The 24,456-nt window shown below is 66.0% G+C and carries 18 protein-coding genes and 1 pseudogene; 11 read left to right on the top strand and 8 right to left on the bottom strand.

Translation table 11 applies throughout. The features are described 5' to 3' along the window. Positions 1-17: 17 nt before the first annotated feature. Positions 18-2,729 (bottom strand): PAS domain-containing protein, encoded by a 2,712-nt coding sequence (locus ASF20_RS04360; RefSeq protein ID WP_056271773.1) that lies wholly within the window; start codon positions 2,727-2,729, stop codon positions 18-20. Positions 2,730-3,045: 316 nt separating this feature from the next. On the opposite strand from ASF20_RS04360, the gene ASF20_RS04355 reads away from it, so the two are divergent. Together ASF20_RS04355 and ASF20_RS04350 are read left to right on the top strand one after the other, a co-directional pair. Continuing rightward, positions 3,046-5,469, top strand: coding sequence for a PAS domain S-box protein (locus ASF20_RS04355; protein WP_056271247.1), 2,424 nt, complete (start codon positions 3,046-3,048; stop codon positions 5,467-5,469). Positions 5,470-5,714: 245 nt separating this feature from the next. After that, positions 5,715-7,850: an ATP-binding protein gene (locus ASF20_RS04350; RefSeq protein WP_056271243.1), complete on the top strand. Its 2,136-nt coding sequence runs from the start codon at positions 5,715-5,717 to the stop codon at positions 7,848-7,850. 528 nt (positions 7,851-8,378) lie between these two features. Here ASF20_RS04350 and ASF20_RS04345 read toward each other — a convergent pair. The 4 genes and pseudogenes from ASF20_RS04345 to ASF20_RS04330 all read right to left on the bottom strand — a co-directional run. Beyond that, positions 8,379-10,076 (bottom strand): response regulator, encoded by a 1,698-nt coding sequence (locus ASF20_RS04345; protein WP_244476325.1) that lies wholly within the window; start codon positions 10,074-10,076, stop codon positions 8,379-8,381. A gap of 17 nt (positions 10,077-10,093) precedes the next feature. Further along, positions 10,094-10,555 carry a response regulator gene (locus ASF20_RS04340; RefSeq protein ID WP_056271237.1) on the bottom strand — a complete coding sequence of 154 codons (462 nt, stop codon included), beginning with the start codon at positions 10,553-10,555 and terminating at the stop codon, positions 10,094-10,096. 1 nt (position 10,556) lies between these two features. Further along, on the bottom strand, positions 10,557-12,809 hold the full coding sequence (locus tag ASF20_RS04335; RefSeq protein ID WP_056271234.1) for an ATP-binding protein: 2,253 nt from the start codon (positions 12,807-12,809) through the stop codon (positions 10,557-10,559). 577 nt (positions 12,810-13,386) lie between these two features. Continuing rightward, positions 13,387-13,577: pseudogene (locus ASF20_RS04330) on the bottom strand (IS6 family transposase); the annotation flags it as partial. A gap of 49 nt (positions 13,578-13,626) precedes the next feature. Between ASF20_RS04330 and ASF20_RS04325 the strand changes: the two are divergent. From ASF20_RS04325 to ASF20_RS04310, 3 genes are all read left to right on the top strand, one after another. Then, positions 13,627-13,941, top strand: coding sequence for a hypothetical protein (locus ASF20_RS04325; RefSeq protein ID WP_156647945.1), 315 nt, complete (start codon positions 13,627-13,629; stop codon positions 13,939-13,941). A 1,107-nt stretch (positions 13,942-15,048) separates the two neighbouring features. Next, positions 15,049-15,285: a hypothetical protein gene (locus ASF20_RS04315; protein WP_056271221.1), complete on the top strand. Its 237-nt coding sequence runs from the start codon at positions 15,049-15,051 to the stop codon at positions 15,283-15,285. A 9-nt stretch (positions 15,286-15,294) separates the two neighbouring features. Then, positions 15,295-15,684, top strand: coding sequence for a hypothetical protein (locus ASF20_RS04310; RefSeq protein ID WP_156647944.1), 390 nt, complete (start codon positions 15,295-15,297; stop codon positions 15,682-15,684). A gap of 70 nt (positions 15,685-15,754) precedes the next feature. Here the strand turns inward: ASF20_RS04310 and ASF20_RS25240 are convergent, their stop codons facing one another. Continuing rightward, the gene (locus ASF20_RS25240; RefSeq protein WP_280136470.1) at positions 15,755-15,883 is read right to left on the bottom strand and encodes a hypothetical protein; all 129 of its coding nucleotides are present in this window, start codon (positions 15,881-15,883) and stop codon (positions 15,755-15,757) included. A 650-nt stretch (positions 15,884-16,533) separates the two neighbouring features. Here ASF20_RS25240 and ASF20_RS04305 point away from each other — a divergent pair. The 5 genes from ASF20_RS04305 (at position 16,534) to ASF20_RS04285 (ending at position 21,964) form a co-directional block, all read left to right on the top strand. Beyond that, positions 16,534-17,094 (top strand): recombinase family protein, encoded by a 561-nt coding sequence (locus tag ASF20_RS04305; RefSeq protein ID WP_056271215.1) that lies wholly within the window; start codon positions 16,534-16,536, stop codon positions 17,092-17,094. A 59-nt stretch (positions 17,095-17,153) separates the two neighbouring features. Continuing rightward, a complete protein-coding gene (locus ASF20_RS04300) occupies positions 17,154-18,485 on the top strand; it encodes a hypothetical protein (RefSeq protein WP_156647943.1) in 1,332 nt (443 codons plus the stop codon). Between the two features lie 16 nt (positions 18,486-18,501). Next, entirely contained in the window at positions 18,502-19,053 is a 552-nt protein-coding gene (locus tag ASF20_RS04295) for a hypothetical protein (RefSeq protein ID WP_056271210.1), read from the top strand. A 219-nt stretch (positions 19,054-19,272) separates the two neighbouring features. Further along, entirely contained in the window at positions 19,273-19,470 is a 198-nt protein-coding gene (locus ASF20_RS04290; protein ID WP_056271207.1) for a type II toxin-antitoxin system ParD family antitoxin, read from the top strand. Between the two features lie 55 nt (positions 19,471-19,525). After that, entirely contained in the window at positions 19,526-21,964 is a 2,439-nt protein-coding gene (locus ASF20_RS04285; protein WP_082501186.1) for a PAS domain-containing protein, read from the top strand. Positions 21,965-22,803: 839 nt separating this feature from the next. On the opposite strand, the gene ASF20_RS04280 is transcribed toward ASF20_RS04285, so the two are convergent. Beyond that, positions 22,804-23,085, bottom strand: coding sequence for a hypothetical protein (locus ASF20_RS04280; protein ID WP_056271201.1), 282 nt, complete (start codon positions 23,083-23,085; stop codon positions 22,804-22,806). Positions 23,086-23,224: 139 nt separating this feature from the next. Between ASF20_RS04280 and ASF20_RS04275 the strand changes: the two genes are divergently transcribed. Beyond that, positions 23,225-23,500, top strand: coding sequence for a hypothetical protein (locus ASF20_RS04275; RefSeq protein WP_156647942.1), 276 nt, complete (start codon positions 23,225-23,227; stop codon positions 23,498-23,500). On the opposite strand, the gene ASF20_RS04270 is transcribed toward ASF20_RS04275, so the two are convergent. Beyond that, the gene (locus ASF20_RS04270; protein WP_056271196.1) at positions 23,476-24,171 is read right to left on the bottom strand and encodes a VIT family protein; all 696 of its coding nucleotides are present in this window, start codon (positions 24,169-24,171) and stop codon (positions 23,476-23,478) included. The genes ASF20_RS04275 and ASF20_RS04270 overlap by 25 nt on opposite strands. Positions 24,172-24,456 lie beyond the last annotated feature (285 nt).

Raw genomic sequence — 24,456 nt, 5'->3', positions numbered from 1 at the left:
TAGCCGAGCCTGAGGGTTTAGCTCGCCATGAGCCCGCGCCGCGGCGCGACGATCGTGCAGACCACACCGGAGGGCGGGTAGCTCAAGTCAACCTTCCCGTCGAAGCTTCCGGCAAGCCCGCGTCCGATCAGCCGGGTACCGAACCCCGTCCGCTTCGGTGCAAACACTGCCGGACCGCCTGCCTCGACCCACCGCAAGGTGACCGGAGCATCGTCGCCGTCACCGCCGATATCCCAGGTGATGGAGACCCGACCGTCCGCGGTCGAGAGCGCACCGTACTTGGCGGCATTGGTCGCCAGCTCGTGCATCATCAACGACAACGACAGCGCCGCCCTGGACCCCACCATCACCGTCGGGCCATCGAGCACGAACCGATCCTGATGGTCACGGTGAATGTCGAGCGCGCTCTCGATCACGCTCGGCAGCGAGGCTTGGCACAGGGAGCCGCCGAGCAGGAGGTCATGCGACTTGCCCAGAGCGATCAGCCGGCTGGCGAGCACATCTCGCGCGGTGTCGAGATCGGCAGCTCCACGCATCGTCTGCGTGGCGATGGACTGGACCATCGCCAGCATGTTCTTCATGCGATGGCTCAGCTCGTGGTTGAGCAGTTGCTGCTGTGTCTCGGCCTCGATGCGCGCGATGGCCGACCGGGTGCGGTCAGCGACATTGCGCACGAAGGCGATGTCCTCCTGCGTCCACTCCCCTGGCTCTGCCCTCACCGCGTAGAACAAGGCCACGAACCGGCCGTGCTCCATCACCGGCAGGTTGAGGAGCGAGCGCGTGCTGATCGCCGCCAATGCCTTGGCGTCCGCGCTGGTCCGAGGGTCACCGCCGACGTCAACGATGACGACATCGCGCCCCGCCTTCAGGTCTTCGATGTACGAGCCGTAGGCGCGGAATTGGTGTATCCCGGCGATGCTCGTGAGGCCCGGCGCGGTCCATCCCTGCTCCACAAGGATCGTCTCGGCGTCTGGATCGACTTGCCCGTAGCCCGCGTGGCTCAGTCCGAGCGTGCGCCCCATGACCTCCGCGGCAACTCGGCTGATCTCGCCCTTGTCGCCCACGTCGCGCAGCCGGTCGCCCAATTCGGTCATGGCCGCACGGCGAGCCTCGGTCCGTTTGCGGTTCGAGATTTCCAGGAACAGCGCCGCGAACTGCTGGCCGGACTGCTTATGCGCCCGGACCTCGAACGTGCGATGAAGCTCGGGGACGTGGATCTCGAATTTCTCGGGTTGGCCGGTCTCGACGGTGCGGGCGTAGGTGTCGATCAGCCACTGCGGGATGGCCGGCACAAGCTCGCGCATGGTGCGCCCGGCGCTGCTGGCCGGTAGCCCGGTCAGCCCGGCGAACGCCGGATTGACCTGCAGGAACCGGAAGTCCACGGGATGCCCGCCCTCGTCGCGGATCAGCTCGGCGCTGAGGAACCCCTCCTGCATCCCGCTGAACAGCCCGCGCCAGCGTTCCTCGCTGACCGCGAGTCGGCGTTCGAAGGACTTTTGGTCGGTGATGTCCCGCGAGACCGACAGGATCTTCTCCGGCTGTCCATTCGGCCCAAGGATCGGCGTCACCTGCACGTCCCACCACTTCGCGGTGCCGAGGTAGGTATCGGCAGGACCCTGGAAGTGGCCGACGCCGCCGGCCTTGGCGGCCGCGAGGGCTGCGACAGCATCGGCGTGACCCTGGCCCTGCCAGAAGTCCGGCCACGGGCAGCCCTTCACCTGGTTGAAGTCGCTGACCTCCATCACCCGCATGCCGCCCTCGCTCATGAAGGTCAGGCCGCCGTCGAGGTCGAGCACCTTGATGCAGTCGGCTGAGGAGGCGAGCACGCCGCGCATGAACTCCGCATCTGCTTGCTCCCGGGCGGCGGCGTTGCGCTGCTCTGTCCGATCGCGCAGGATCTTGATGAAGCCTTCGGGGCGCCCATCCTCGTCCTTAAGCGGCATCATCTCGCCGTTCGCCCAGAACCTGCTGCCGTCCTTGCGCAGGTGCCAACGCTCGTCGGTTCCGCGCCCGTGCAGCAGAGCCGCGCCCATCTCCTTCTCGGCGATCTGGTCGCGCTCGTCCTCCTCAGTGAAGAACACGTTGGCGTGTCGCCCGAGCATCTCGGCCTCGGTCCACCCGAGGATCTGCTCGGCCCCCGCGTTCCAGCTCGTCACGCGACCGTTCAGGTCCATCGCGATGATGCCGTAGTCGATCGCGCTCTCCAGGATCGCCTTATTGCGCCGGTCGCTCTCGCGCCGCTCCTTCAGGGCGCGTCGTAGCTCCAGGTTGGTGATGACCTGCTGGGCGAGTGTGCGCAGGGTGAACGCCTGCGCCGAGGTCAACCGGTTGGGCTTGGTGTCGAGGACGCACAGCGCGCCGAGAGCGATACCGTCCGCGGTCTTCAACGGCACGCCCGCGTAGAACCGCACTTCTGGCCCGCCGGTCACGAGGGGGTTGTCGGCCGTGCGCGGATCGAGGGTGAGATCCGGGATCTCAAACACGTCGTGCTGCTCAGTGGCGTAAGCGCAGATGGATTGCGAGATCGGGGTCTCGCTCTGGCCGAAGCCGGTCTTGGCCTTGAACCACTGGCGCTCGCCATCGAGCAGGGAGATCAGCGACACCGGCATGCCGCAGGTCTCGGACGCTACCCTTACGATGTCGTCGAACTCGGCCTCGGTCGGCGTGTCGAGAATGTCGTAGCCGGCAAGCGCCGCTTGGCGTTGCGCTGTGCTGTCGATCTGTTCCACGGCCACCCGTACACTCGGTGTTGATTCCAGGCCGATAATCGAGTTTTGCGGACCTGTCGATCCGATGTGAAAGATCGAAACGCCTTATGCCACACGGGGCTGATACAGACACGAGAAGGCGACGGGTTTTCGTGCCGTCTGCTCGTAGCGGCTACGGCTGACGCATGCCGTCAAACCCATAAGCCACACTTTCCGTGGGCATACCCTTGGCCATATGACACCCCCGGATGATGGGCGGCGTCGTGAAGCGGCGCTGGGTCAATATTGTCGGGCTACCAGCGGCCAGGATCACGGGCCCCCTGGTCGGGACGGACGGATGGAATCGGACATCGAGGATCTGCGACGGCAATTGGCCGCCGCGAACGCGGAAATCGAGCGCCTGCGGCGGCGTAACGAGGAGCACGTTCATGCCCCAACGGGCAACGAACGAACCTCCGCCGCCGGGACCGACCTGCTGTTCACCGCGGCGGAGAAGACCCGCATGCCGCAGATCATCACCGACCCAAACCTGCCTGACAACCCGATCGTCTTCGCTAACCGTGCCTTCCAGGAGCTGTGCGGCTATGGCGCCGACGCGTTGATCGGACGCAACTGCCGATTTCTCCAAGGGCCCGGCACCGACCCGGCCGACGTGGCGAAGGTGCGCGACGCCATCGCCGCGCGCCGCGACGTGGTCGTAGAGATCTTGAACTATCACCGTGACGGGACCCCGTTCCGCAACGAGCTCTATGTCAGCCCCGTGTTCGACCCGGCCGGTGAGCTGCGATACTTCTTCGCGAGCCAGCTCGACGTCACGCGCTTTCGTACCGAGGAAGGTCGGCTCGCCGAGAGCGAGGCACGCTACCGAACCTTGTTCGAGGCCGTGGATGCGGGCTTCTGCATCATCGAGATGCGCTTCGATGCCGAGGAGCGCGCGGTCGACTACCGCTTCATCGAGGTGAACCCGGCCTTCGAACGCCACACCGGGCTGCGCGACGCGGCGGGCCGATGGATCAGCGAGATCGTCCCCGGCCTAGAGAGATCCTGGCTGGACGCCTACGGTAAGGTCGCACTGACGGGCGAGCCGGTGCGCTTCGAGAGTGGCGCGGTGGCAATGGGCCGATGGTTCGACGTCCACGCCCTGCGCATTGGCGAGCCGGCCCGGCGGCGGGTCGCCGTGCTGTTCAACGACATTACCGCACGGCGCGAGGCCGAGCGGACCCTTGAGGAGACGGCCCGCGACCGGACGGACGAGCGTGACATGGTCTGGCGCACGAGCCGGGACCTGTTCCTGGTCTGCGGGTTCGACGGGCGCTACCGATCCGTGAACCCGGCCTGGACCCACACGCTCGGCTGGACCGAGGACGACTTGGTCGGCGCACACTTCAACGCGTTCATCTACCCGGACGACAAACCGGCGGTGGAGGGTGTCTTCGGCGACCTCCTTGACGGCATCGTCCTCGAAGGCCTGGACGTGCGCATGCGGACGCGCGACGGCGGCTTCCGGTGGCTGTCATGGTACGCTATCCCGCGTGGCGACCATTTCTACGCGGCCGGCCGGGACGTCACCGAGCGCAAGGCTCTGGAGGAGCAACTCCGGCAGAGCCAGAAGCTGGAAGCGGTTGGGCAATTGACCGGGGGCGTTGCGCACGACTTCAACAACCTGCTGACCGTCATCAAGTCGTCCACGGACCTCCTCAAGCGACCGAACCTCGCCGAGGAGCGTCGGACCCGTTACGTCGACGCCATCTCGGACACCGTCGACCGCGCCGCCAAGCTGACCGGGCAACTGCTCGCCTTCGCCCGCCGCCAGGCGCTCCAGCCGGAGGTGTTCGACGTCGGGCGCGGCGTCGCCTCAGTCTCGGACATGGTCCGCACGCTGACGGGATCGCGCATCCAGGTCGAGACCCGGGTCGAGCCGTTCCGCGATGGCCGCGGTCGGGAGGGGCCCTGTCTCGTCGATGCTGACCCGAGCCAGTTCGACACGGCCCTGGTCAACATGGTGGTCAACGCCCGCGACGCGATGTCGGGCGAAGGTCGCCTCGTCATTCAAGTCCGGCCCGTGGGCCTCGTCCCCGCCGTCAGGGCCCACCCGGCCATGCGCGGCGACTTCGTGGCCGTATCGGTGACCGACACCGGTGTCGGCATCGCCCCGGATGTCGTCGACCGGATCTTCGAGCCATTCTTCACCACTAAGGGCGTCGGCCAAGGTACGGGGCTGGGGCTCTCCCAAGTCTTCGGCTTCGCCAAGCAGTCCGGTGGCGAGGTCATCGCCGAGAGTCGCCTGGGCGAAGGCACGACCTTCACCCTGTACCTCCCGCGTGCGAAGGCCGCTGCCGTTCCCGAGGAAGAGGCGCACGAGCCCGCGGATCTCGCCGAGGGCCACGGAACCTGCGTTCTGCTGGTCGAGGACAACCACGAGGTCGGGGCCTTCGCGGCGCAGGCGTTGGAAGAGCTCGGCTACAGCACCGTGTGGGCGAAAGACGCACAGATGGCCTTGAACGAATTCGAGCGCATTCCGTACCGTTTCGAGGTGGTGTTCTCCGACGTGGTGATGCCCGGGATGAACGGGGTCGACCTCGCCCGCGAGCTCCGGCGGCGGAGGCCCGACCTGCCGGTGGTCCTAGCATCGGGCTACAGCGACGTACTCGCTGCCCAAGGCACCCACGGGTTCGAACTCTTACGCAAACCCTATTCGGTGGCCGACCTCTCGCGCATCCTCAGACGGGCCGTGGAGCGCGTCGGCACACAGGCGCGCTGAGTGCTGGTTTCCTGAGGATCGAGTTGCGTCCATCGGGCCCTCCCGGAGCCCGTAGTAAGATCTTGCCGGACCACCTGCTCCTGGTGTCCTGATTGGCCAATTTCACAAGACCGCGACCACCATAGACGGTCGCTTCCCATGGAACGACCGAACACGGATCGCTGCCGTCACCGGCTACCCTATTGCAGCATCCACCAATTGGTAGGGTAGCGGATCCCCACGCTTAAACCGCACACATAGACACGATGACGAACCCTTTGGCATTCCTCGACGGAGGCCGCGAAGCCGCCCGGATGATCCGAGATCGCGACTGGACCGGACATCCGCTCGGGCATCCCTCAGGATGGCCGACCGAACTGCGCACCGCCCTGTCCCTTGTGTTGAACTCACCCGAGAGCATGATCCTGGCCTGGGGGCCGGAGCTGCACTTCTTCTTCAATGACACCTATTTCCCATTGCTCGGTCCGCGCCTGTCCTGGGCGATGGGCGAGCGCTTCGACCGCGTCTGGGCGGACGGGTGGGAGCAGGCCCAACCCATCATCCAGGATGCCCTCGACGGCCGGCCTGAGCGCTTCGTCGACCTGCCCTGGAAGCTCGACACCGACCGCGGCCAGCGGGACACTTGGTGGTCGTTCTCGTATTCGCGCGTGCTCGACGGCGCAGGTGCGGTTGCGGGCCTGTTCATCTTCACCAACGAGACCACCGGCCGCGTACTCGGGGATGCCGCGCTCCGGGAGAGCGAGGCGCTCGCACGGGCGAACGTCGAGCGCGTCCAACTCGCTCTGGCGGCCGGAGCCATCATCGGCACCTGGGTCTGGGACCTACCTTCCGACCGCTTCACGGTGGACGAGGCGTTCGCGATCAATTTTGGCCTCGATCCTGCCCTCGGACGCAGTGGCATCAGCTTGGCCCAGGTCGTCGAGACCGTGCATCCCGACGACAAGGCCGAATTGGCCAAGGCCATCGAGGAGGCCATCACGCGGGGCGGCCGCTACGCGCACCAGTACCGGGTCCGTCGGGCGGATGGCCTGTACTACTGGCTGGAAGCCAACGGCCTCGTCGAACACGGCCCGGACGGTATCCCGTTGCGCTTCCCCGGGGTTCTCATCGACGTGCAGGAGCGGCGCGCGGTCGAGGAGCAGCGGGATCGCGCCCTGATCGATCTGCGCGAGCTCAACGAGCAGCTGGAACAGCGTGTCGAGGAACGGACGGCGGCCCTGCAGGCGGCCGAGACCCAGTTGCGCCAATCGCAGAAAATGGAAGCGGTCGGGCAGCTCACGGGTGGGCTGGCGCACGATTTCAACAACCTGCTCGCCGGCATCTCCGGCGCCCTGGAGATGATCGGCACCCGCCTCGCGCAGGGGCGTATTGCCGACGTCGAAAAGTACATGGCGGTCGCCCAGGGCGCCTCGCGCCGCGCCGCCGCGTTGACCCATCGGCTCCTCGCCTTCTCGCGTCGGCAGACCCTCGACCCCAAGCCAACGGACGTGAACCGTCTCGTAGAGGGCATGGAGGACCTGATCCGCAGGACGGTCGGGCCGTCCATCCATCTAGAGGTCTTCGGGGCACCGAGCCTGTGGCCCGCGCTGGTCGACCCGCCGCAGCTTGAGAACGCGCTGCTCAACCTCTGCATCAACGCCCGGGATGCGATGCCCGATGGCGGGCGCATCACCATCGAGACGTCCAATCGTTGGCTCGACCACGACGATGCTCGCGCACGCGAACTGGAACCGGGGCAGTACCTTTCGCTGTGCGTCACCGACACCGGATGCGGCATGGGCCCGGACACCGTCGCCAAGGCCTTCGACCCCTTCTTCACGACGAAGCCCGTAGGCCAGGGCACTGGCCTCGGCCTCAGCATGATCTACGGCTTCGCCATCCAGTCCGGCGGGCAGGCCCGGATCTGCTCCGAGGTCGGCATCGGTACGACGGTGCGCCTGTATCTTCCGCGGTACTTCGGAGCGGTCGACGCAGACGTTCCCGTCGCCGGCGGCTCTCTGCCGCGCTCCGAGCAGGGCGAGACCGTGCTCGTGGTCGATGACGAACCCAGCGTTCGCATGCTGGTCACCGACGTGCTCGGAGATCTCGGCTACGTTGCCATCGAGGCGGCCGACAGCGTCGCCGGCCTCAAGGTGCTGGAGTCGAACACCCGCATCGACCTGCTCGTAACCGACGTGGGATTGCCCGGAGGCATGAACGGGCGCCAGATGGCGGACGCCGCACGGGTTCGGCGCCCGGACCTCAAGGTGCTGTTCGTGACCGGCTACGCCGAGAATGCCGTCCTCGGGAACGGGCGTTTGGGCCACGGCATGGGGATCCTGACGAAGCCATTTTCAATCGAGGCGATGGCCGAGCGCGTACGGTCCATGATCGAGACCTGAGCTCCGGTTAAACCTGCTCAGGTTCCCGCGCCCAGACTAGACTTGGTTCCTATTGAACCCGCCGGTGGCGGTGAAGCGGTTGGTCAGGCCTCACAGTCCATACCGATGCTTGGCAAGGTCGCGGTCGTTAAGCGCGGTGCGGCAGACAACGGGTCACGGCGCGAACGAAATTTTGACCTTACGCTTCGCCTGTCACCATGCAGCGAACCTAACCCACCGCAGCGTCCGCTTTCGCCAGAGCTCCGGCTCAAGTTCTATGACTTGGTTGGGTCGGAGCCGGACTCCGGGGGCATAGGATTCATCGGTCGAATTTCGCCCACTATCTGACCAGCACGACGGCCTTGCGCCCGTAGGCTTGCACATTGCCATCACCGTCAAGGAGGTTGCTCCAGCGAAGTGATGAAATCTGACCCACACGAAGGCCCGCTAGGTCGTTCAGCATCAGGGCTACGCGATTGATAGGTCCATACCTGAGCGCCGGCTGATAGCCAGCCTCCGTTAGCAAGCCGAAAAACAGTCTCTCCTCGATCAGGAGCCGCGCGTTCGATCCGAGACGAGCCGCAGGTTCGGTCCCACGCGCGTCGCCAGGGCAGCGGTGACCTTGCGTTCGAGTTCACCCGCCCGGAACGGCTTCTGGACGATGGCGTCAGCCCTGGCGGACCCGGCCTGCGCCAGAGCCGAGGTGTCCGCAAACCCGGTCACGAACAGGATCGGGATGCTGGGCCAGCGCTTCCGGATCTCCGCCGCGGTCTGCGCCCCGTTCATGCCCGGCATGGCGAAATCGATGACGACGAGGTCGACACTCGGATCGGCCTCCAGCGCTGCGAGTGCCTGCAGGCCGGATGCCGCCTCGCGCACATGGTAGCCTGCCTCCGAGAGACGGGTCGCCGAGACCTCCCGCACGCCGCCGTCGTCGTCGACCACGAGCAGGGTCGGTGCGTTCCCGGCACGATGAACCTGTGCCGCGTCCGCATCCGAGGCAGCCACCGTATCTTCTCCCGGCTCGGCGCGAGGAAGATACACCTTGATCGAGGTCCCCTCGCCGACGACCGTATCGATCCGAATGCCTCCGCCCGACTGCTTCACGAAGCCGAAAACCTGCGCCAGTCCGAGCCCTGAGCCCTTCCCAACTTCCTTGGTGGTGAAGAAGGGCTCGAACACTCGGGCCAGCACCTCCGGCGTTATCCCCGTCCCGCTGTCGCTGACCGCGATCATCGCGTACTCGCCGGGAGCGGGAAGCTCGGGCCGGGTCGGACTTTCGGTGACCGTCACGTTGGCGGTCTCAATGGCGAGACGCCCGCCCACCGCCATGGCGTCGCGGGCGTTAATGGCGAGGTTCAGGATCACGAGCTCGATCTGCGTGGGGTCCACGAGCGCGTGCCAGAGGTCGGTCTGGAGTGCGGTCTCGATGTGCACGGCGCCGCCGATGGAGCTTTGCAGGAGATCCTGCATCGAGGCGACTGTCTGGTTCAGGTTCACGGGAGCTGGCACCAGCCTCTGCCGGCGCGAGAAGGCAAGAAGCTGCGCGGTCAGCCGTGCGCCGCGCTCGGCGGCGCCCCGCATCATGTCGAGGCGGCGCTTCGAGCGCTCGTCCGACACGGCGCGATCCAGGAACTCGATGTTGCCGGCAATGACGGTCAGCAGGTTGTTGAAGTCATGCGCGACACCGCTCGTGAGCTGCCCGACAGCCTCCAGACGTTGGGCGAGGCGGAGCGCATCCTCGGCGCGCTCGCGCTCCGCGATCTGCGCTTGCAACGCGGCGTTGGCCTCGGCAAGCTCCTGCGTCCGCTCGGCAATGCGGGCTTCGAGGGTCTCGTTCACGGCCTGGAGCGCGGCCTCGGCCGCCGCCTTGTCCCGTTTGGCGCGCGCCTCCGCCAGTGCTCTAACGACCGTGCGCGGCATACGGTCAAGTCGCTGCTTCGTCACGTAGTCGGTCGCTCCGTTCTTCAGGGCCTCGACGGCCACGTCCTCGCCCAGGGTGCCGGAGCAGAAGATGAAGGGGACCTCGGGGCATTGCTCCCGGGCGATGCCGAGGGCGCTGACGCCGTCGAAGGTCGGCAGGACGTAGTCGGCCAGGATGATATCGCAGCGTTCTGGCCGCGCCGCCGCCGCGAAGGCGTCGCGAGTCATCACGCGCTCGATCACGACCGGATGGCCAAGACCGTCGAGTTCCGCTTCGATGAGTTCGGCGTCGAGGTCGCTGTCCTCCAGGTGAAGGATGCGCAAGGGCCCCGGCGTACCGGTCACACGTTCGATGGCCAGCCTCCCCTGTGCGGAGGCGCCTCGTTCAGCACCGCCCAGAATACGCCGAGGTCCTTGATGGCCGCGAAGAACTCCTCGAAGCCGACGGGCTTTACCACGAAGGCGTTCACCCCGAGGTCGTAGGAACGGACCACGTCCGTTTCCTCCCGAGACGACGTCAGCATCACCACGGGGATGCCCCGAGACGCCGGGTCGCCCTTCACCTTGGCCAGGACCTCGAGTCCGTCCACCTTCGGCAGCTTGAGGTCCAGGAGGATCACGGCTGGGTCCTGCGGCGCCCGCCGCTCATGGGAGCCGCGCCGATAGATCCAGTCGAGGGCCTCCGCACCGTCGCGGCAGATGACGATCTCGTTGGCCAGTTGGCTCGATTCGAGGGCGGCCAGCGTCAGCTCGATGTCGTTCGGGTTGTCCTCGACGAGGAGGATCGGCTTCAGGCCGGCCATCTCAGTATCCCTCGCCCCGAAGGGGCAGCGTAAAGGTGAAGGTCGCGCCCTTGCCGAGCGCACCTTCGGCCCAGGTTCGCCCGCCGTGGCGCTCGACGATGCGCCGCACGTTGGCGAGGCCGATACCGGTCCCCTCGAACTCCTCGACCCGATGCAGGCGCTGGAACACGCCGAAGAGCTTGTCGACGTAGGCCATGTCAAAACCGGCGCCATTGTCTCGCACGTAGAAGACCGCCTCGCCGTCCTTCGGTGCCGCGCGCCCAATTTCGATGACGGCCTCCGGGCGGTCGCGCGTGTACTTCACGGCGTTCGACAGAAGGTTCTCGATGACCAGCCGCAGCATGAACGGGTCGGCGTAGGCCCGTCCCAGGCGGCCGATCTCCCAACGAATCGTCCGTTCCGGCGGCACGTCGCGAAGAACCTTCCGGCGCACCTCCTCGATGAGGGCATTCATTTCCCCCGACACCTTGTTCAGGGCGTGGCGACCCATTTGCGAGAAGGTCAAGAGGTTGTCCACAAGGGTACCAGCCGAGAAGGCCGCCTCGATGATCGTGTCGACGTAGTGCCGGCCCTTGTCCGAGAGGTTCGTGGCCTCGCGGGTCTTGAGGAGGTTCGAGTAGCCGACGATGTGTCGGAACGGCGCGCGCAGGTCGTGGCTAACTGAGTACGAGAACGCCTCCAGCTCCTTGTTGGAGCGCTGGAGTTCCTCGCTCATGGCCGCGAGTTCCTCGGCGCGACGCAGGACGATCCCAAGCACGGAGGAGCGCAGGTCCTTGGCGGCCTCGACCTCGGGCAGGGACCACGGCAGCGAGCGCCCCTTTACGGTCTCCTTCCAGATCTCGAAGCTTTTCCGCGGGTGCAGGCGGTTCGGGCCGCCCTCCGGGTCGGGTATTGCGGGCTTGGCCGGGTTGCCGCCCCACTTGACGGTTCGAACCACCTCGGGCCGGAACCAGAGAATGTAGCTCGCATACTTCTTCGAGACCGAGATCGCGAGGAGTCCGCTGCCCTGTGCGGCGAAAGCTTCCGCCTCTGGCAAAAGTTCGGACAGCGCATCGGTCGTGAAGACCTCGTCCGCATCCTCGCGGGCGGAAAGCCAGTCATAGAGGGCGCGCACCTGCGTCTCGCCCGGGGTGGCGCCGATTAGGCGGCAGCGGTCGCCGGTGACGATGGCGGCGCCGGCGGCGTTCGCCAGCGCCATGACGTCGTCGGGGTGCTTCAGGAGGCCGTCGACGAAGCTGTCCTCCTCGGCCATGAAACCGAGAAGACGCGCCTGGATCGCTCCGAGGGCGAGGCGCTGCTCGGCCTGGGCACCGCGCTCGCGGGCCGAGAGTTGCAGGGCGAAGATCTGGGTGAGGAAGTCGCAGGCGTTGCGGGCCTGGAGAGGCACACGCTTCGGCTCGGCGTTGTGGCAGGAGATCAGGCCCCAGAGGCGGTCGTCGACGAGGATCGAGACCGACATCGAAGCCATCGTGCGCATGTTGCGCATGTACTCGACGTGGACCGGCGACACGGAGCGTAGCACGGACTGGCTGAGATCCAGCGGTGGGCCTGCCGGCGTCAGCGTCGGTCGGATTGGGACGGGGACGTACCCGGCGTCGGGAATGATGCGCAGACGGTTGCGCCGATAGAGCTCACGCGCCTGGACAGGGATGTCGGAGGCCGGGAAGCGCAGGTCAAGGTAGGAAGGCAGGTTGCCGTTGCCCGCCTCCGCCAGCACCGTGCCATGCCAGTCCCGGTCGAATCGGTAGACCAGGGTCCGGTCAAAGCCCGTGACGTGCCGGACGTCCTCAGCGACGATAGCGCACAGATCCTCCACGTTCCGTGCCTGACGGAGGCGTTGCACGAAGGCTCGCAGACGAAGGCTAAGTGCGTCGAGCCCGGCCTCGACCGATGGGTCGGCGAACTCCTCCAGTTCCAGCACGACGAGGTTGCCAACGCGATGCGCCGCGACCTCGTAGGCCTGGGACGCGGCGGCGGCGAGGGTGACGGTCCGCAGGTAGTGGGCCCCGTCCTCGGTCGGCTGATCGTCGAGATAGCGCCTTACGACAGGGACCAGTTCGGGAATGGCGGTTTCCAGGGCCGCGCCGACGTCCGTCCCAACCGGCGCATTCGCGCTCGCCTGCACGATGGCCAGGTTGGCCGCATCGAGGGTCAGCAGGAAGCCGTGCGGTTGGATGCTGCCGACGATGTGGATCGGTTCGCGGTCGCAGGCCGTCAGATCGACCGTGAAGGTGTCGGCGCTCCGTACGTTCAAGCGAGGTTATCCCCATGGTGGCCAACGACACTGGATCGCGTCATGTCAAAGCCCATAACATTCAGGTCGGCGCCTGCCTACGACAGGAGCATTCAACGCCGATAATGTGATCTGGGCTATACGGTCACAGTGCAGATGGACTGGTAAGCTTGCGTCAGTCCACAAACAGCTCGCTGTCGCGCGACCCGCGCGACAATCGCCTCCCCATATGCCGTCGGGAGACGAACCCCTCGTTGAACGCTAGTCCGCGCGATGAATGGCCTTGACGACATCGGAACAACTGTACGGCTTCGGTACGAACGGGCCGTGGTCCAATGCGTCCCGATCCGCGAACCGGTTGCGACCGCATCCCGGTGCCCTAAGGGTGATCATATCTGCCAGAGTGGCGGCGGCACATGCGTCTGCTTACAAAAACTTGCAGCCGCGTGTGAGTGACTAAGTTGGGTCGGTAGCGGAACGTCCGCTTTCAGGGCGCAAGGGGCGTATCGCAAGCTTGGACATAAGGCGTGAAGGGGCCTCTTCCGACCCGCTTTCACGCTTTGTTCGCTTGGGGAAGCTTAAAGCAGACCCCTAGCAGCTAGTTTTGCTCACAATGGTCCACACGCCGGCAAAGCCGAAGCCCGTGCGCAGCCAAAGCATAGCCTCGAAGCCTTGGATGGTGCGTCGAGCCAAATGGGCGGAGCAGAAGCCTCCGACCCGGGGCATTTTCTTCTTGTCCCGGAAGTAGTCGCCTCCGATGCCCTGCTGCATTTGCTTAGTGACGTAGTGGAAGTGGTCGGGGCCCCCGCGCTTTCATGCCGGTGGCATCGTCGGCCGGTTGAAGAGCCGCGCGCGCGGTATCATCGCCAAGGACGACGAGGCTATTTTCCCGACCGTCCGGATGGCCGACGGCTCCTTCGGCGTCGGTGCAACGGGTTTCACGGGCGGCGGTGGCGGAGGTAGCCGGGGCGGCGTGAGCTTCGGCGACATCAACGTCCAGATGTCCGGCTCGTTAGGCAACGCGCAGCAAGATCAAGCGCACCAGAAGGGCGCCGCTCGCAAGATGAAAGAAGCCCTCCGGGCCCTGATCCGCGAGGAGAGCCTGAACGACCGCCGTGCCGGCGGACTGCTCAGCCGCATGGGAGGCTATTGAGGGCCCGTGCAACAAGTTACACCGTAACCGGTTTGATCAAAAATTGAACGCGTAGTACAGTGAAGGTGCGATATACCCAGTGAACAATCCATCGTCAACGGCAAGAAAGCGAATAAACTACTTGCAGGTATGAGGGGCGTACTGTAGTCCGCATGTGTCGCCGATGGTGACGGGATCCTTCGTCCCTGGGGTGGGTCGTGAGACAGCCGGCCCCGTCTTCTTTCACGGATGACGACCATGCAAGCTCAAGTCATCAGGATACGCGCGTCGGCAGAAATGGCCTCGAAGATCGACGAGGCCGCAGCCGTGCTCAGCGCGAAGTCTCTGCACCGCGTGACGCGCTCGGACGTGATCCGAGCAGCATGCGCCGAATACCTGCAACGCAACTCGTCCGGTGCAATACGTTGCACGCGGCGCGCACTTTAGGAGCAACCGCCGTGTCCGAAAAATTCAGGCACTTTCCGCATCACGCGCGCGACGCGAGTAGAAGCCCCACCTCAACCGGTCGCCGTGTCTCGCAAGTCAGCCGACTTCGCGCTCACGCAGCGCAGTACAGGCGCCAAGCCGGGCGCGCGCGGGGCCGCACACGCAGCTCTTGCAATGCGGCCTGCAGGGGTGAACCTGTGAATTGCATCGCCCTTCTGCGCGTGGAGGCGAAGTTCGTGGGGCGCCCGCCTCTCGATCTCGTGGCTTGCGCCCGCCTTCTGTCTCGGGCCCACGCGGCCCACGCGGCCCACGCCCTTGATCTTGGCGCAAGGCGAGTATCGCCGATCGCGGAGGCCAAGCACGGCCGGCGGCTCGATCGGGTTCAAGGGCTTGATCAGTTATAGGAAGCTGTCGCGCTTCAGGTCGCGATCGTCGACCTCGTGGAAGAGCACCCAAACGCAGTGAAGGGCACTCTCGCTGCCGATCTCGCTCGCTTCGCCGAACGCCCGCTCCGCGACGTGGCCGACCTTTCCGGAGCTACGAATGCGGGGTTTCCGATCCACGCCCTCCTGCCCCCTCGGCAATACCCCCCGACATCTTGCCTGCCGCCCTCGTCGAGGTGTTCGGCGAAGCCCTCGGCCTCTTGCCCTGCGCCCTCGCGGCCTGACCGGAGTACAAATCATGAACAAGCGTCGCAAAATCCCCCTCGATCCGCGCCAAACCGTCATCGACGGCTGGGTCGATCTTCTACGATCGATTGGACGCAAGTGCGTCCACGAAGTTGATCCGCTCGCCCTTGCCGGTTCCGTCTGCGCCCTGAAGGCGAGCGATCAGCGAGACCTTCGGCGCCTCGCTCTGATCGTGCTGGCGGCCACCACGCCGGCACAGATCGATATCCCCGCTCAGCCCCAGCCATAGGAGGCCATCATGCTCCGCTCGACCACGCGTGTCCGCCTTGCTTCCCGCGCACGCCGGAAGCCGTTCCCGAAACCTCTGCCTGCCGCGATGGCGGACGCCGCGCGCCCCGTCGCTGTAGAGCGAACCCTTCGCGAGAAGCTAGCGCTCGTAACCGGCGCTCTCGTCGCGGACCTCATCGTCGCTCAGGAGAAGACCCTGGAGGAGGCTCCCGCCCTCACCGGCTTCTCAACCGCTCAGCTCCGGGCCGATGGGCTGGAGTTTGCCATGGCCCTTGTCCGCGCCCTGGACCCGGAGCTGTCCGCCTTGATGGATGCCGACAATCCTGAGGACGAGGCCGCTCAGGTATCCCGCATCGTTGCCAACGCTCACGCCACGGCGCCCGCGCCGACGATGGTCTGACCCTGCGTCCCGGTTTCGATACCAACCGGGACGTTTCGATACGCGGAGCCGTCCCATGCCTCGACGATGTTCACTGTGCGGCCACGCCCGGCGTGCTGAGATCGATGCCGATCTTGCGGCCGGCGCCTCGCTCGACGAGGTGCTCGCCCGGTTCGGCCTCCCATCGCGCTCCGCACTCCAGCGCCATCGTGCCAGCCATCTCGGGCGGGCAGTCACCTTTCACCTACCCCCGTCCGCGCTCGGGACGGACACCGTTTCACCTGAGGGGGCAGCGCCGTCGGTTGGGGCCTTTGATAGTAGCCTCGCCTTGGAGAGGCTGTTCGCACGCGCGGCGGCGAGCCCGGACCGTACCCTCCAAGACTGGGTCCGGCTCACCCTAGACGGTCTCGGCCATGTCTACGCTGCCGCCGATGCCCTCGGTGACCATGGGGTGTCCGTCCGCGCGTTACGCGAGCTGCGAGCCCTTCTGCAATTCCACGCAGTCGTGCCGGTCGACAAACTTCAGGGCCACCCAGGCTGGAGGGAGCCTCCAGTGCCGCGCCAGCCCGTTCATGATCTGGAGGCTTGGCTTCTCGCGCCCTGGTCATCGAACCCGCATGCCGAGGCTGAAGCTCTGGCGAGCCTCGCGGTAACGGCCCCCGAAGCGGCGGCCGAACTGGCTGCCGTGCCGCCGCCCCCAGCCTGATAGGCGTCGGGTGCATGGCTCTGATCGTTCCACAGGGCTTGCTCCAGTGGACCGTTCCACACCCCACGATTTTTTGTTCCAATAAAATAGATTTTACTTTTGGAACGGATGAAAGCTCTATGTCCAAGACCCTAGTGGAACGAAAACGTTTGGAACGCCCCGCCATGCTCGTCGGCTACGCCCGCACCTCGACCCTGGAACAGGAAGCCGGCTTGGAGGCCCAGGTCCGCGACCTCACCGGCTTGGGATGCACCAAGCTCTACAAGGAACAGGCCTCATCTGTTGGACCGCGCAAGGTGCTCGACGCGGCCATGGAGTTCGCGCGTGAGGGCGACACGCTTGTGGTCACGAAGCTCGACCGCCTCGCCCGGTCTGTCACGCACCTGGGCACGATCATCGCCGCTCTGGAGGCCAAGGGCGTGGCCCTGCGGATCGAGAACCTGGGCGTGGATACCTCGACCCCCACTGGCAAGCTGATGCTGAACGTTCTCGGCGGCGTGGCGCAGTTCGAGCGGGAGATGATGCTGGAGCGCCAGCGCGAAGGTATAGCGAGGGCCAAGGGCGAGGGCGCTTACAAGGGCCGGAAGCCTACCGCACGCGCCAAGGCGGCCGAGATAAAAGCCCTGGCGGCTGAGGGCCTGAGCATGGCCACCATCGCGGCGCGGCTCGGCATCGGTAAGGGCAGTGTACATCGCGCCCTCGCCCCTCAGCCACCCACCCCTTAATCGGTGCAACGTGTTGCACGGGCTGACGCCAGCCCTGTGCATCTATAGGGACACACAAAATGACCCTGCTATTAGCCCCAGGCATCCCATATGCCCGGCTGCGCTCTAAGACAGGCAATCGCCCACTAGACCCGGCCATTCCTGCAACAGCCCTTCTGCCCTCTGCCGAAGCCCGGCACGACAAGCTGGTAGTGGTGGCCAAGGTACGGGCCTACGTGGCCCTTGCAGACGTAGAGGGTTTGCTGGGGAGCGCTGATGATCGGGGCGGGGCTGGAGGGAGTGGCCTAGTCCGGTGCAATAGTGGGGTCACCTCTTGGGACTGGAAGCTCAAGACCTCCTCTGCCGACTGGCTCTTCGGCATGGAAGGAAAGGCGCGCTACAGGCACCAGGCCTCGCGGCTCGAAATTGAGCTAGAACTGCACCTCAACCCCTCTCGCTTCATCGCCTACCAGACTGATCCGTCGGTTGAAGCCGTCCGGTTGCTCGACCCGCTCGACGCGTTGTGGCGTGATCCGAACCGACGCGCGGCCTTGGAAGCTCAGACGCTTGACGGGCGGGACAACGTCATCATCGGCAGGGCGTACTTCCCCCACTTCTCGGAGCGCGAGCAATGGTGGCGCGGCGTCCTCGACGCCTATTTTGACCACGTCAAAGCCGCGCTCACGGCCGTCTTCACCCCGACCGAAATAGATGGCCGCTTCGATAGCTTTGAGTTCACGCACGTGCGCTCAGCCGAAGTGCAATGGGAGCTGGATCACCCGGCAGCGGTATCATGGGTCAATGCTCTCGCGACTAGGGTACTGAATGCCGATGCAGCCGTGAGTATCAGCCGATACGTGAAGGTATCCGGTGACGGGAACGCAAAAATTCTGCGCCTGGAGCTGCGCAAGGATGTTTTCCTGAAGGTCTATGCGAAGATGCTTGGTCGAGTGCGGCTTGAAGTGGAGTACAGCGATGGCCCAAAGATTAATGACATCGTCACTGATCGCGGGAAGTTTACACGAGGAACTGTGATCGATACTCTCTGTTCACTTCGCAGCGATGCTGGGGAGCGCCTTCATGCATTTTGGAACAGCGCCATGAAACTGGGGAACGTCACCGGAGAAGCCGTAAGCATGCAGCGCCTCGTTCTGGCTGTGGTTCGGGCTGCCCAGGGGCAAGACGCAGAGCGGGTGCTGGAATTGCTCTTCGCCCATCACCGCTTGGAGCAGACTGGCCCAGCCGGTTGCGCCCCGCAGCCTGTCTGCGAGGCCCTGGCTCGCGATGGAGTGCTCACGCGCTCCCGGCTTCGGAAAAGGGCCAGTGCCCCCCAGTACGCCCTCACGCCAGCCTATTCCCGGATGATCACCACCGAACTCGGTGCAGCCCAGCCCACCGCCTCCCTTCACTGATCAGGAGTTCCCATCCGTGCAGCACATTGCACCGACTGCCCCCCTCAACGACTTCGCCTCGACACTCCTGGCCCTCAACCGGACGCCTGCCGGGCTTTGGGTAATCCTCTTGCTATCAGAGATCGAACGCCTCCAGCGGCGCGGCGTCGCTGCCAACCTCGACATGCTCGTGCGCGGCACCGGGCTCTCGCGGACCGGGGTCTGGGGGTGGATCGTCGAGGCCGAGAGTGCGGGATTGCTGCGCGCCCGGCTGATCCATCAGCACCGCATGGTGCACAAGCTCACCCCGGCAGGCCATGCTGCCTTGAACGAGGCCCGCACCATCGTCGCGGCCTTGAACGGAGATGACCAGGGACCGGTAACGATTACCGGGGGTGGCACTGAGTGCCAGGGGGGACCGGTACTCAGTACCGGGGGGAACCTGCAATCATTGCAGGGGGAGGTACAAAATTTGCACCGGGGTGATCAAATTGATCAGGGCGCAGACCAGCCCCAAAACACAACTCAGGTCCGGTCTCGGGCCCGGCCGAGAGACGGGCAAAAGCTCCACGTCGTCGGCACGGCCTAGGTCTGAACCCGATCCAGCGTGACCGCTCAAGGACGCTTTCGACCCCTTGCCGATCCTTGGAACGTCTGCTTCGAGGCTGTTGAGGTGGAGACCGACAACCGGATGGGCGATCAGCGGAGGTTCTGGCATTGCGCCGCGACCAGAAACTGAAGCGTCTTAGGGGGCATCTGTGGCCGTGTCGCGCTTGTAAGAACAAGCCCCGGCAGGCATGGCTTATCGATGTCCGTGCGCCGAACCGTTACCGTCTCGATCACCCCGGAACAGGATGCGCTCCTGTGCGCATTCCTCGCGTCCGGCCGCTACCGCAGCATCAGTGAGGTTATGCGGTCTGCGCTCCGCCTGCTGGAGCGTGACGAAGCTGCAACCCTCACGGCGATTAAGGCTCCGGTGGCCCACGGCAGGGCGAGCCGTGGCTGACACGGTCGGTCGCGAAACCGCGTTCCTCGCTGGCGGGACCGAGTTGGGTGCGCTGATGCGTGCCCATGACTGGACGCTGTCACCCCTCGGCCAGCCAGAAACATGGCCCGCGCCGTTACGGGCGAGCGTCAGTCTGATGTTAGGTTCCGCGTTCCCGATGTTCCTAGCTTGGGGGCCGGACCTCGGCTTCCTCTACAACGACGCCTACGTCCAGATCCTGGGGAGTAGGCATCCCGCCGGGCTTGGATGCGCCTTTCGGGACGTCTGGCCGGAGATATGGAGCGACATCGAACCTATCGTCCGGCGGGCCCTCGACGGCGAGGCGAGCTACATGGAAGACATGCCGCTCCGCATGGCGCGGAACGGCTTCGACGAGCAGACCTGGTTCACGTTCTCGTACTCGCCGTTGCGAGGCGAGGACGGCACCGTAGCGGGCATGTTCTGCGCCTGCACCGAGACGACCCGGCGGGTGCATACCGAGACCGCCTTGCGGCAGCGCGAGCGGGAACTCGGGGAAATGGTGCGCGAATTCCAAGCCCTGGCCGAGAACGTCAGCCAACTGGCCTGGATGGCGGAGCCGGACGGGCACATCTTCTGGTACAATCGTCGATGGTATGAATACACCGGCACGACCCTCGAGGTCATGCAGGGTTGGGGCTGGCGCGACGTCCACCTGCCGGACCAGATCGAGCGCATCATCGCCGAGGTCGGTGGACGCTGGGCCGCCGGGGAGGCATGGGAAGGCGTCTATCACCTGCGCTCGGCCACGGGCGAGTACAGGCCGTTCCTCACCCGCGCTGAGCCGATCCGCAACGAGGCTGGCGAACTCGTTCGGTGGTTTGGCACCAACACCGATATCAGTGCGCAGCACGCTGCTGAACGGGGCCTGCGCGACCTCAACGTGACGTTGGAGGCTCAGGTCCGTGCCAGGACGACGGAACTGCAGCTCTCGCGCGACATGATCCAGTCGAACGCCGATCCGATCTGCGCCTTCGACACGGACTATCGCCTGATCGACTTCAACCGGGCGCACAGCGACGAGTTTTATCGGATCTTCGGGCGTCGGGTCGCGCTCGGCGATGTGTTTCCCGACTTGTTCCCGCCCGACCAGGCCCCGATCATGCGTGGGTTGATGGCGCGAGCCCTGACGGGGGAGGCGTACACGGTCACCGAGGAGTTCGGCGACCCTCGATTGGCCAAGCCCCGCTGGGAGGTCTCCTACTCGCCGCTGCGGGACGAACAGGGGCGCGTCATCGGGGCGTTCCACTATGCGCGGGACATCTCGGCCCGGCTCCGCGCCGAAGCGGAGCTCGCCGTCACGCAGGAGGCCCTGCGGCAGGCGCAGAAGATGGAAGCGGTCGGGCAGCTCACCGGTGGGCTCGCGCATGACTTCAACAACCTGCTGGCGGGCATATCCGGCTCGCTGGAGATGATGCAGTCCCGCATGCAGCAGGGACGATTTCACGACATCGAGCGTTACATGGCTGCCGCGCAAGGCGCCTCGAAACGGGCAGCGGCCCTGACGCATCGCTTGCTCGCCTTCTCCCGCCGGCAGACGCTCGATCCCAGGCCTACGGACGTGAACCGTCTGACCCTCGGCATGCAGGAGCTGATCCAGCGCACGGTCGGTCCCGGCATCGCCGTCGAGGTTGTCGGCGCTTCAGGGGTCTGGCCCACTCTGGTCGACCCGTCTCAGCTGGAGAACGCGCTGCTGAACCTCTGCATCAACGCCCGCGACGCAATGCCTGACGGGGGCACCATCACCATCGAGACGTCCAACAAATGGCTGGACGAGCGAGCGGCGCGGCAGCAGGACGTGCCGGAGGGGCAGTACCTCACGCTCAGCGTCACCGACACCGGCACCGGCATGCCGCCCGAGGTCGTGGCGCGGGTCTTCGAGCCGTTCTTCACCACCAAGCCCATCGGTGAGGGCACCGGTCTCGGGCTGTCGATGATCTATGGCTTCGCGCAGCAGTCGGGCGGGCAGGTGCGCATCTACTCCGAGGTCGGCACGGGGACGACCGTCTCTATCTACCTGCCGCGCCACTACGGCGAGGTGCCGTATGGTTCGGATATGGTCCCAGCAGTCGCGCTGCCACGTTCCGAGCAGGGCGAGACGGTGCTGGTGGTCGACGATGAGCCGACCGTGCGCATGCTGGTCACCGACATCCTGGAGGATCTCGGCTACACGGCCATCGAGGCCGGAGACAGCGCGGCCGGGCTCAGGATCCTGCAGTCGAACGTGCGCATCGACCTCCTGGTCAGCGACGTGGGCCTGCCCGGCGGCATGAACGGGCGGCAGATGGCCGATGCCGCCCGTATTGCCAGACCGGACCTCAAAGTGCTGTTCATCACCGGCTACGCCGAGAACGCCGTGCTGGGCAACAGCCATCTGGCGCCCGGTATGGGGGTGCTGACCAAGCCGTTCGCCATCGAGACGATGGCGGCGCGCATCCGCTCGATGATCGAGGCGGGGCGGGAGGCGAGGCGGTAACGCCAGAGCTGATGGTCCGCTATAGGTCAGACATGGGGCGTCCGCTTTCGGGCGAAGAGCCGGGGTCCGCTCACCACCCTTCTCGGACGTTCGGCGCGGGTACGAAGCGTCAGATTTCTCCCGCTAGGGCTGCCTGGAGCCTGGGCCGCAGCGATGCCAGCTTTGGTGATAGCCGGCCTCGCCCTTTCGCCCGTAGCAGAGGCCAGCCGCCGCGAGCCGCTGGCTGGTGGCCTTCCGGCGCTCGCGAGCGCGATCGGTAGCTGGATCATCTCCAGCTCCCCCACGGCAGGCCTCTTTCTCGGCAGCCCAGGCCCTTAGGGCCGTTCCCGTTCGGAATGAGTCGTGGGTAGCGGAGATCCACGCATCTTCGGTGTGCTGATCCGAGATCACGCGTCCGCTTAAGCCCGTGCAATCTATTGCACGGTCCAGCTAGGCCTTCCGCGAGTGCCACAGGAGTGTTACACATGGGCACCTGTGAGGTTGGGCTAAGTACCTGTTTTATCTGGTGTCTTGCTGTAGTAGGTTAAGGTCCTGCCGGGCCCACCACCTCTCCCGTTAAAAACCTCCCCCACTGGGGCCGGTGCGGCACCGGCGATCCGGGTCCTTCGGATCACGGGCTGCCCAGCTGTCGGGGTCGAGGCTGGGATTGGCCCGCCTGCCCGCCAAGGCTGCCTGTCGTAACGGTTCATGGAGCGCCGACCCGGCATCGCGGGCGCAACAAGCACCGGGGGAGCTTCATTTCCGCCGGCGGAGACGAGAGCGTCACCCACGCAGTCGCGTGCCGTGACCCTCTCGTCCGCGCTCATATCCAGATCGATCGGAACCCGCAGGGGGCTCGCTTACATCCGGTGGCCGCGGTGGTGTCCCATCATGTGGCCGCGATGGTGACGGTGGCCCATCCGGTGATGGCGGTGGTGATGACGCATCATGTGGCCGCGCATGTGGTGGTGACCCATCATGCGACCATGGCCGCGATGGCCATGCATGCCGTCCATCCGGACCTCGGTGACGGCGGTCGGCGCGTCGACCGCTCCGATCACACCGGGGGCGGCAGAGGCCGGGGCGGCCGCGATGGCGCCCAGGGTTGCCAGGATGGCGGCGGCGAACAGAGACTTCCTCATGGGCGTCCTCACAGGGGGTTTTTGCCGGCGCGGCATCGGGGCTGACGCCGACCGGGCTCAGGGAACGGCTCAGTTTCGCATACCGTTCCGCGTAGTCCGTCGTTCTCGGCCTCCGCCTCGAGAGAGGAAATTCCTCTCGGTGAACGCCGGCTGGGCGTCCCCCCGGCTTGCCGGGTGGGCAGGCTGGCGACCCCTGGAGGAAATCGGTCCGTTCGCGATGCCGGCGGCGCGGCAGGCCGCCTCGATGGTCCGCGTGACGTCGGAGTCCGGCTGGAGCTGGAAGCGGGCGAACCGCATCGGCGTTTCCGACACCGAAACCGGTCCTGGCAGCGACGCCCTGCTGTCGATCTTTCGTCGCCGGATCAGGGGCCGGTTCAAGCCGATGGCCGATCAGACGGCCTTGCCGACGAGGTGACCGATGCCGGCCGTGACGGCCATCGCCAGGGCGCCCCAGAACGCCACGCGGGCCGTCGCCCGCAGGACCTTCGCGCCGCCGACCTTCGCGCCGAGCGCCCCGAGAACGGCGAGGAACATCAGAGAGGCGGCGGAGACGAGGGTGACCACGAGGTTCGCCGGCGAGATCGCAGCCACGAGCAGCGGCAGTGCCGCCCCGGCCGAGAAGGTCGCCGCCGAGGTCAGCGCGGCCTGGATCGGGCGCGCCGTCGTGAACTCCGAGATGCCGAGCTCGTCCCGGGCATGGGCGCCCAGCGCGTCCTTGGCCATGAGCTGGTCGGCCACCTTCAGCGCGAGTTCGTGGTCGACGCCGCGGCCGACGTAGATCGCCGCCAGTTCCGCGCGCTCGGCCGCAGGGTCCTGCTCCAGCTCGCGGCGCTCACGGCTGAGATCGGCCTGCTCGGTGTCGGACTGGGAGCTGACCGAGACGTACTCGCCGGCCGCCATCGACATCGCGCCAGCGACCAGCCCGGCCGTGCCGGCGACCAGGATCTCGCCGGTGGCGGCCGTGGAGGCCGCCACGCCGACGATCAGGCTCGCGGTGGAGACGAGCCCGTCATTGGCGCCGAGGACCGCGGCGCGGAGCCAGCCGATCCGGTCGATCAGGTGGCTCTCGGCATGGGACCGGCGCATGGCAGTCAGTGCCTCCGGGTCGGGTTGGCGCGGTGCGCGCGCGGCAGGATACGACGCAGAATGCCGTCGTGCCAGCGCCCGTGCGATGGGTTCGCGAGCCGAGAGGATCCGGGGAGTCCACCCTGCGGTCGTGACGGCGGCCGGGGCCGGGACATCCGTACGGGGATGTCCCGGCCCCTCCTCCCCTCACGAGACGCCGGGGGGGCGGGTTACCGCGTCCGGACGTCGTAGCGGTCGAGCATCATCACCTTGTCCCAGACCTTCACGAAATCCTTCGTGAACCGG

This window comes from Methylobacterium sp. Leaf88, from assembly GCF_001422795.1.
Lineage (GTDB): Bacteria > Pseudomonadota > Alphaproteobacteria > Rhizobiales > Beijerinckiaceae > Methylobacterium.
Note: the sequence above shows the minus strand (reverse complement) of the source record. Positions and strands in the feature narration are given on the sequence as shown.

What these genes read in the sequence shown, in the direction of transcription:
- ASF20_RS04355 (WP_056271247.1), top strand. Translation starts at nt 3,046, where the DNA reads ATGGAATCGGACATCGAGGATCTGCGACGGCAATTGGCCGCCGCGAAC.
- ASF20_RS04350 (WP_056271243.1), top strand. Translation starts at nt 5,715, where the DNA reads ATGACGAACCCTTTGGCATTCCTCGACGGAGGCCGCGAAGCCGCCCGG.
- ASF20_RS04340 (WP_056271237.1), bottom strand. Translation starts at nt 10,555, where the DNA reads ATGGCCGGCCTGAAGCCGATCCTCCTCGTCGAGGACAACCCGAACGAC.
- ASF20_RS04315 (WP_056271221.1), top strand. Translation starts at nt 15,049, where the DNA reads ATGAACAAGCGTCGCAAAATCCCCCTCGATCCGCGCCAAACCGTCATC.
- ASF20_RS04310 (WP_156647944.1), top strand. Translation starts at nt 15,295, where the DNA reads ATGCTCCGCTCGACCACGCGTGTCCGCCTTGCTTCCCGCGCACGCCGG.
- ASF20_RS25240 (WP_280136470.1), bottom strand. Translation starts at nt 15,883, where the DNA reads ATGGCTGGCACGATGGCGCTGGAGTGCGGAGCGCGATGGGAGGCCGAA.
- ASF20_RS04305 (WP_056271215.1), top strand. Translation starts at nt 16,534, where the DNA reads ATGCTCGTCGGCTACGCCCGCACCTCGACCCTGGAACAGGAAGCCGGC.
- ASF20_RS04300 (WP_156647943.1), top strand. Translation starts at nt 17,154, where the DNA reads ATGACCCTGCTATTAGCCCCAGGCATCCCATATGCCCGGCTGCGCTCT.
- ASF20_RS04290 (WP_056271207.1), top strand. Translation starts at nt 19,273, where the DNA reads ATGTCCGTGCGCCGAACCGTTACCGTCTCGATCACCCCGGAACAGGAT.
- ASF20_RS04285 (WP_082501186.1), top strand. Translation starts at nt 19,526, where the DNA reads ATGCGTGCCCATGACTGGACGCTGTCACCCCTCGGCCAGCCAGAAACA.
- ASF20_RS04280 (WP_056271201.1), bottom strand. Translation starts at nt 23,085, where the DNA reads ATGAGGAAGTCTCTGTTCGCCGCCGCCATCCTGGCAACCCTGGGCGCC.
- ASF20_RS04270 (WP_056271196.1), bottom strand. Translation starts at nt 24,171, where the DNA reads ATGCGCCGGTCCCATGCCGAGAGCCACCTGATCGACCGGATCGGCTGG.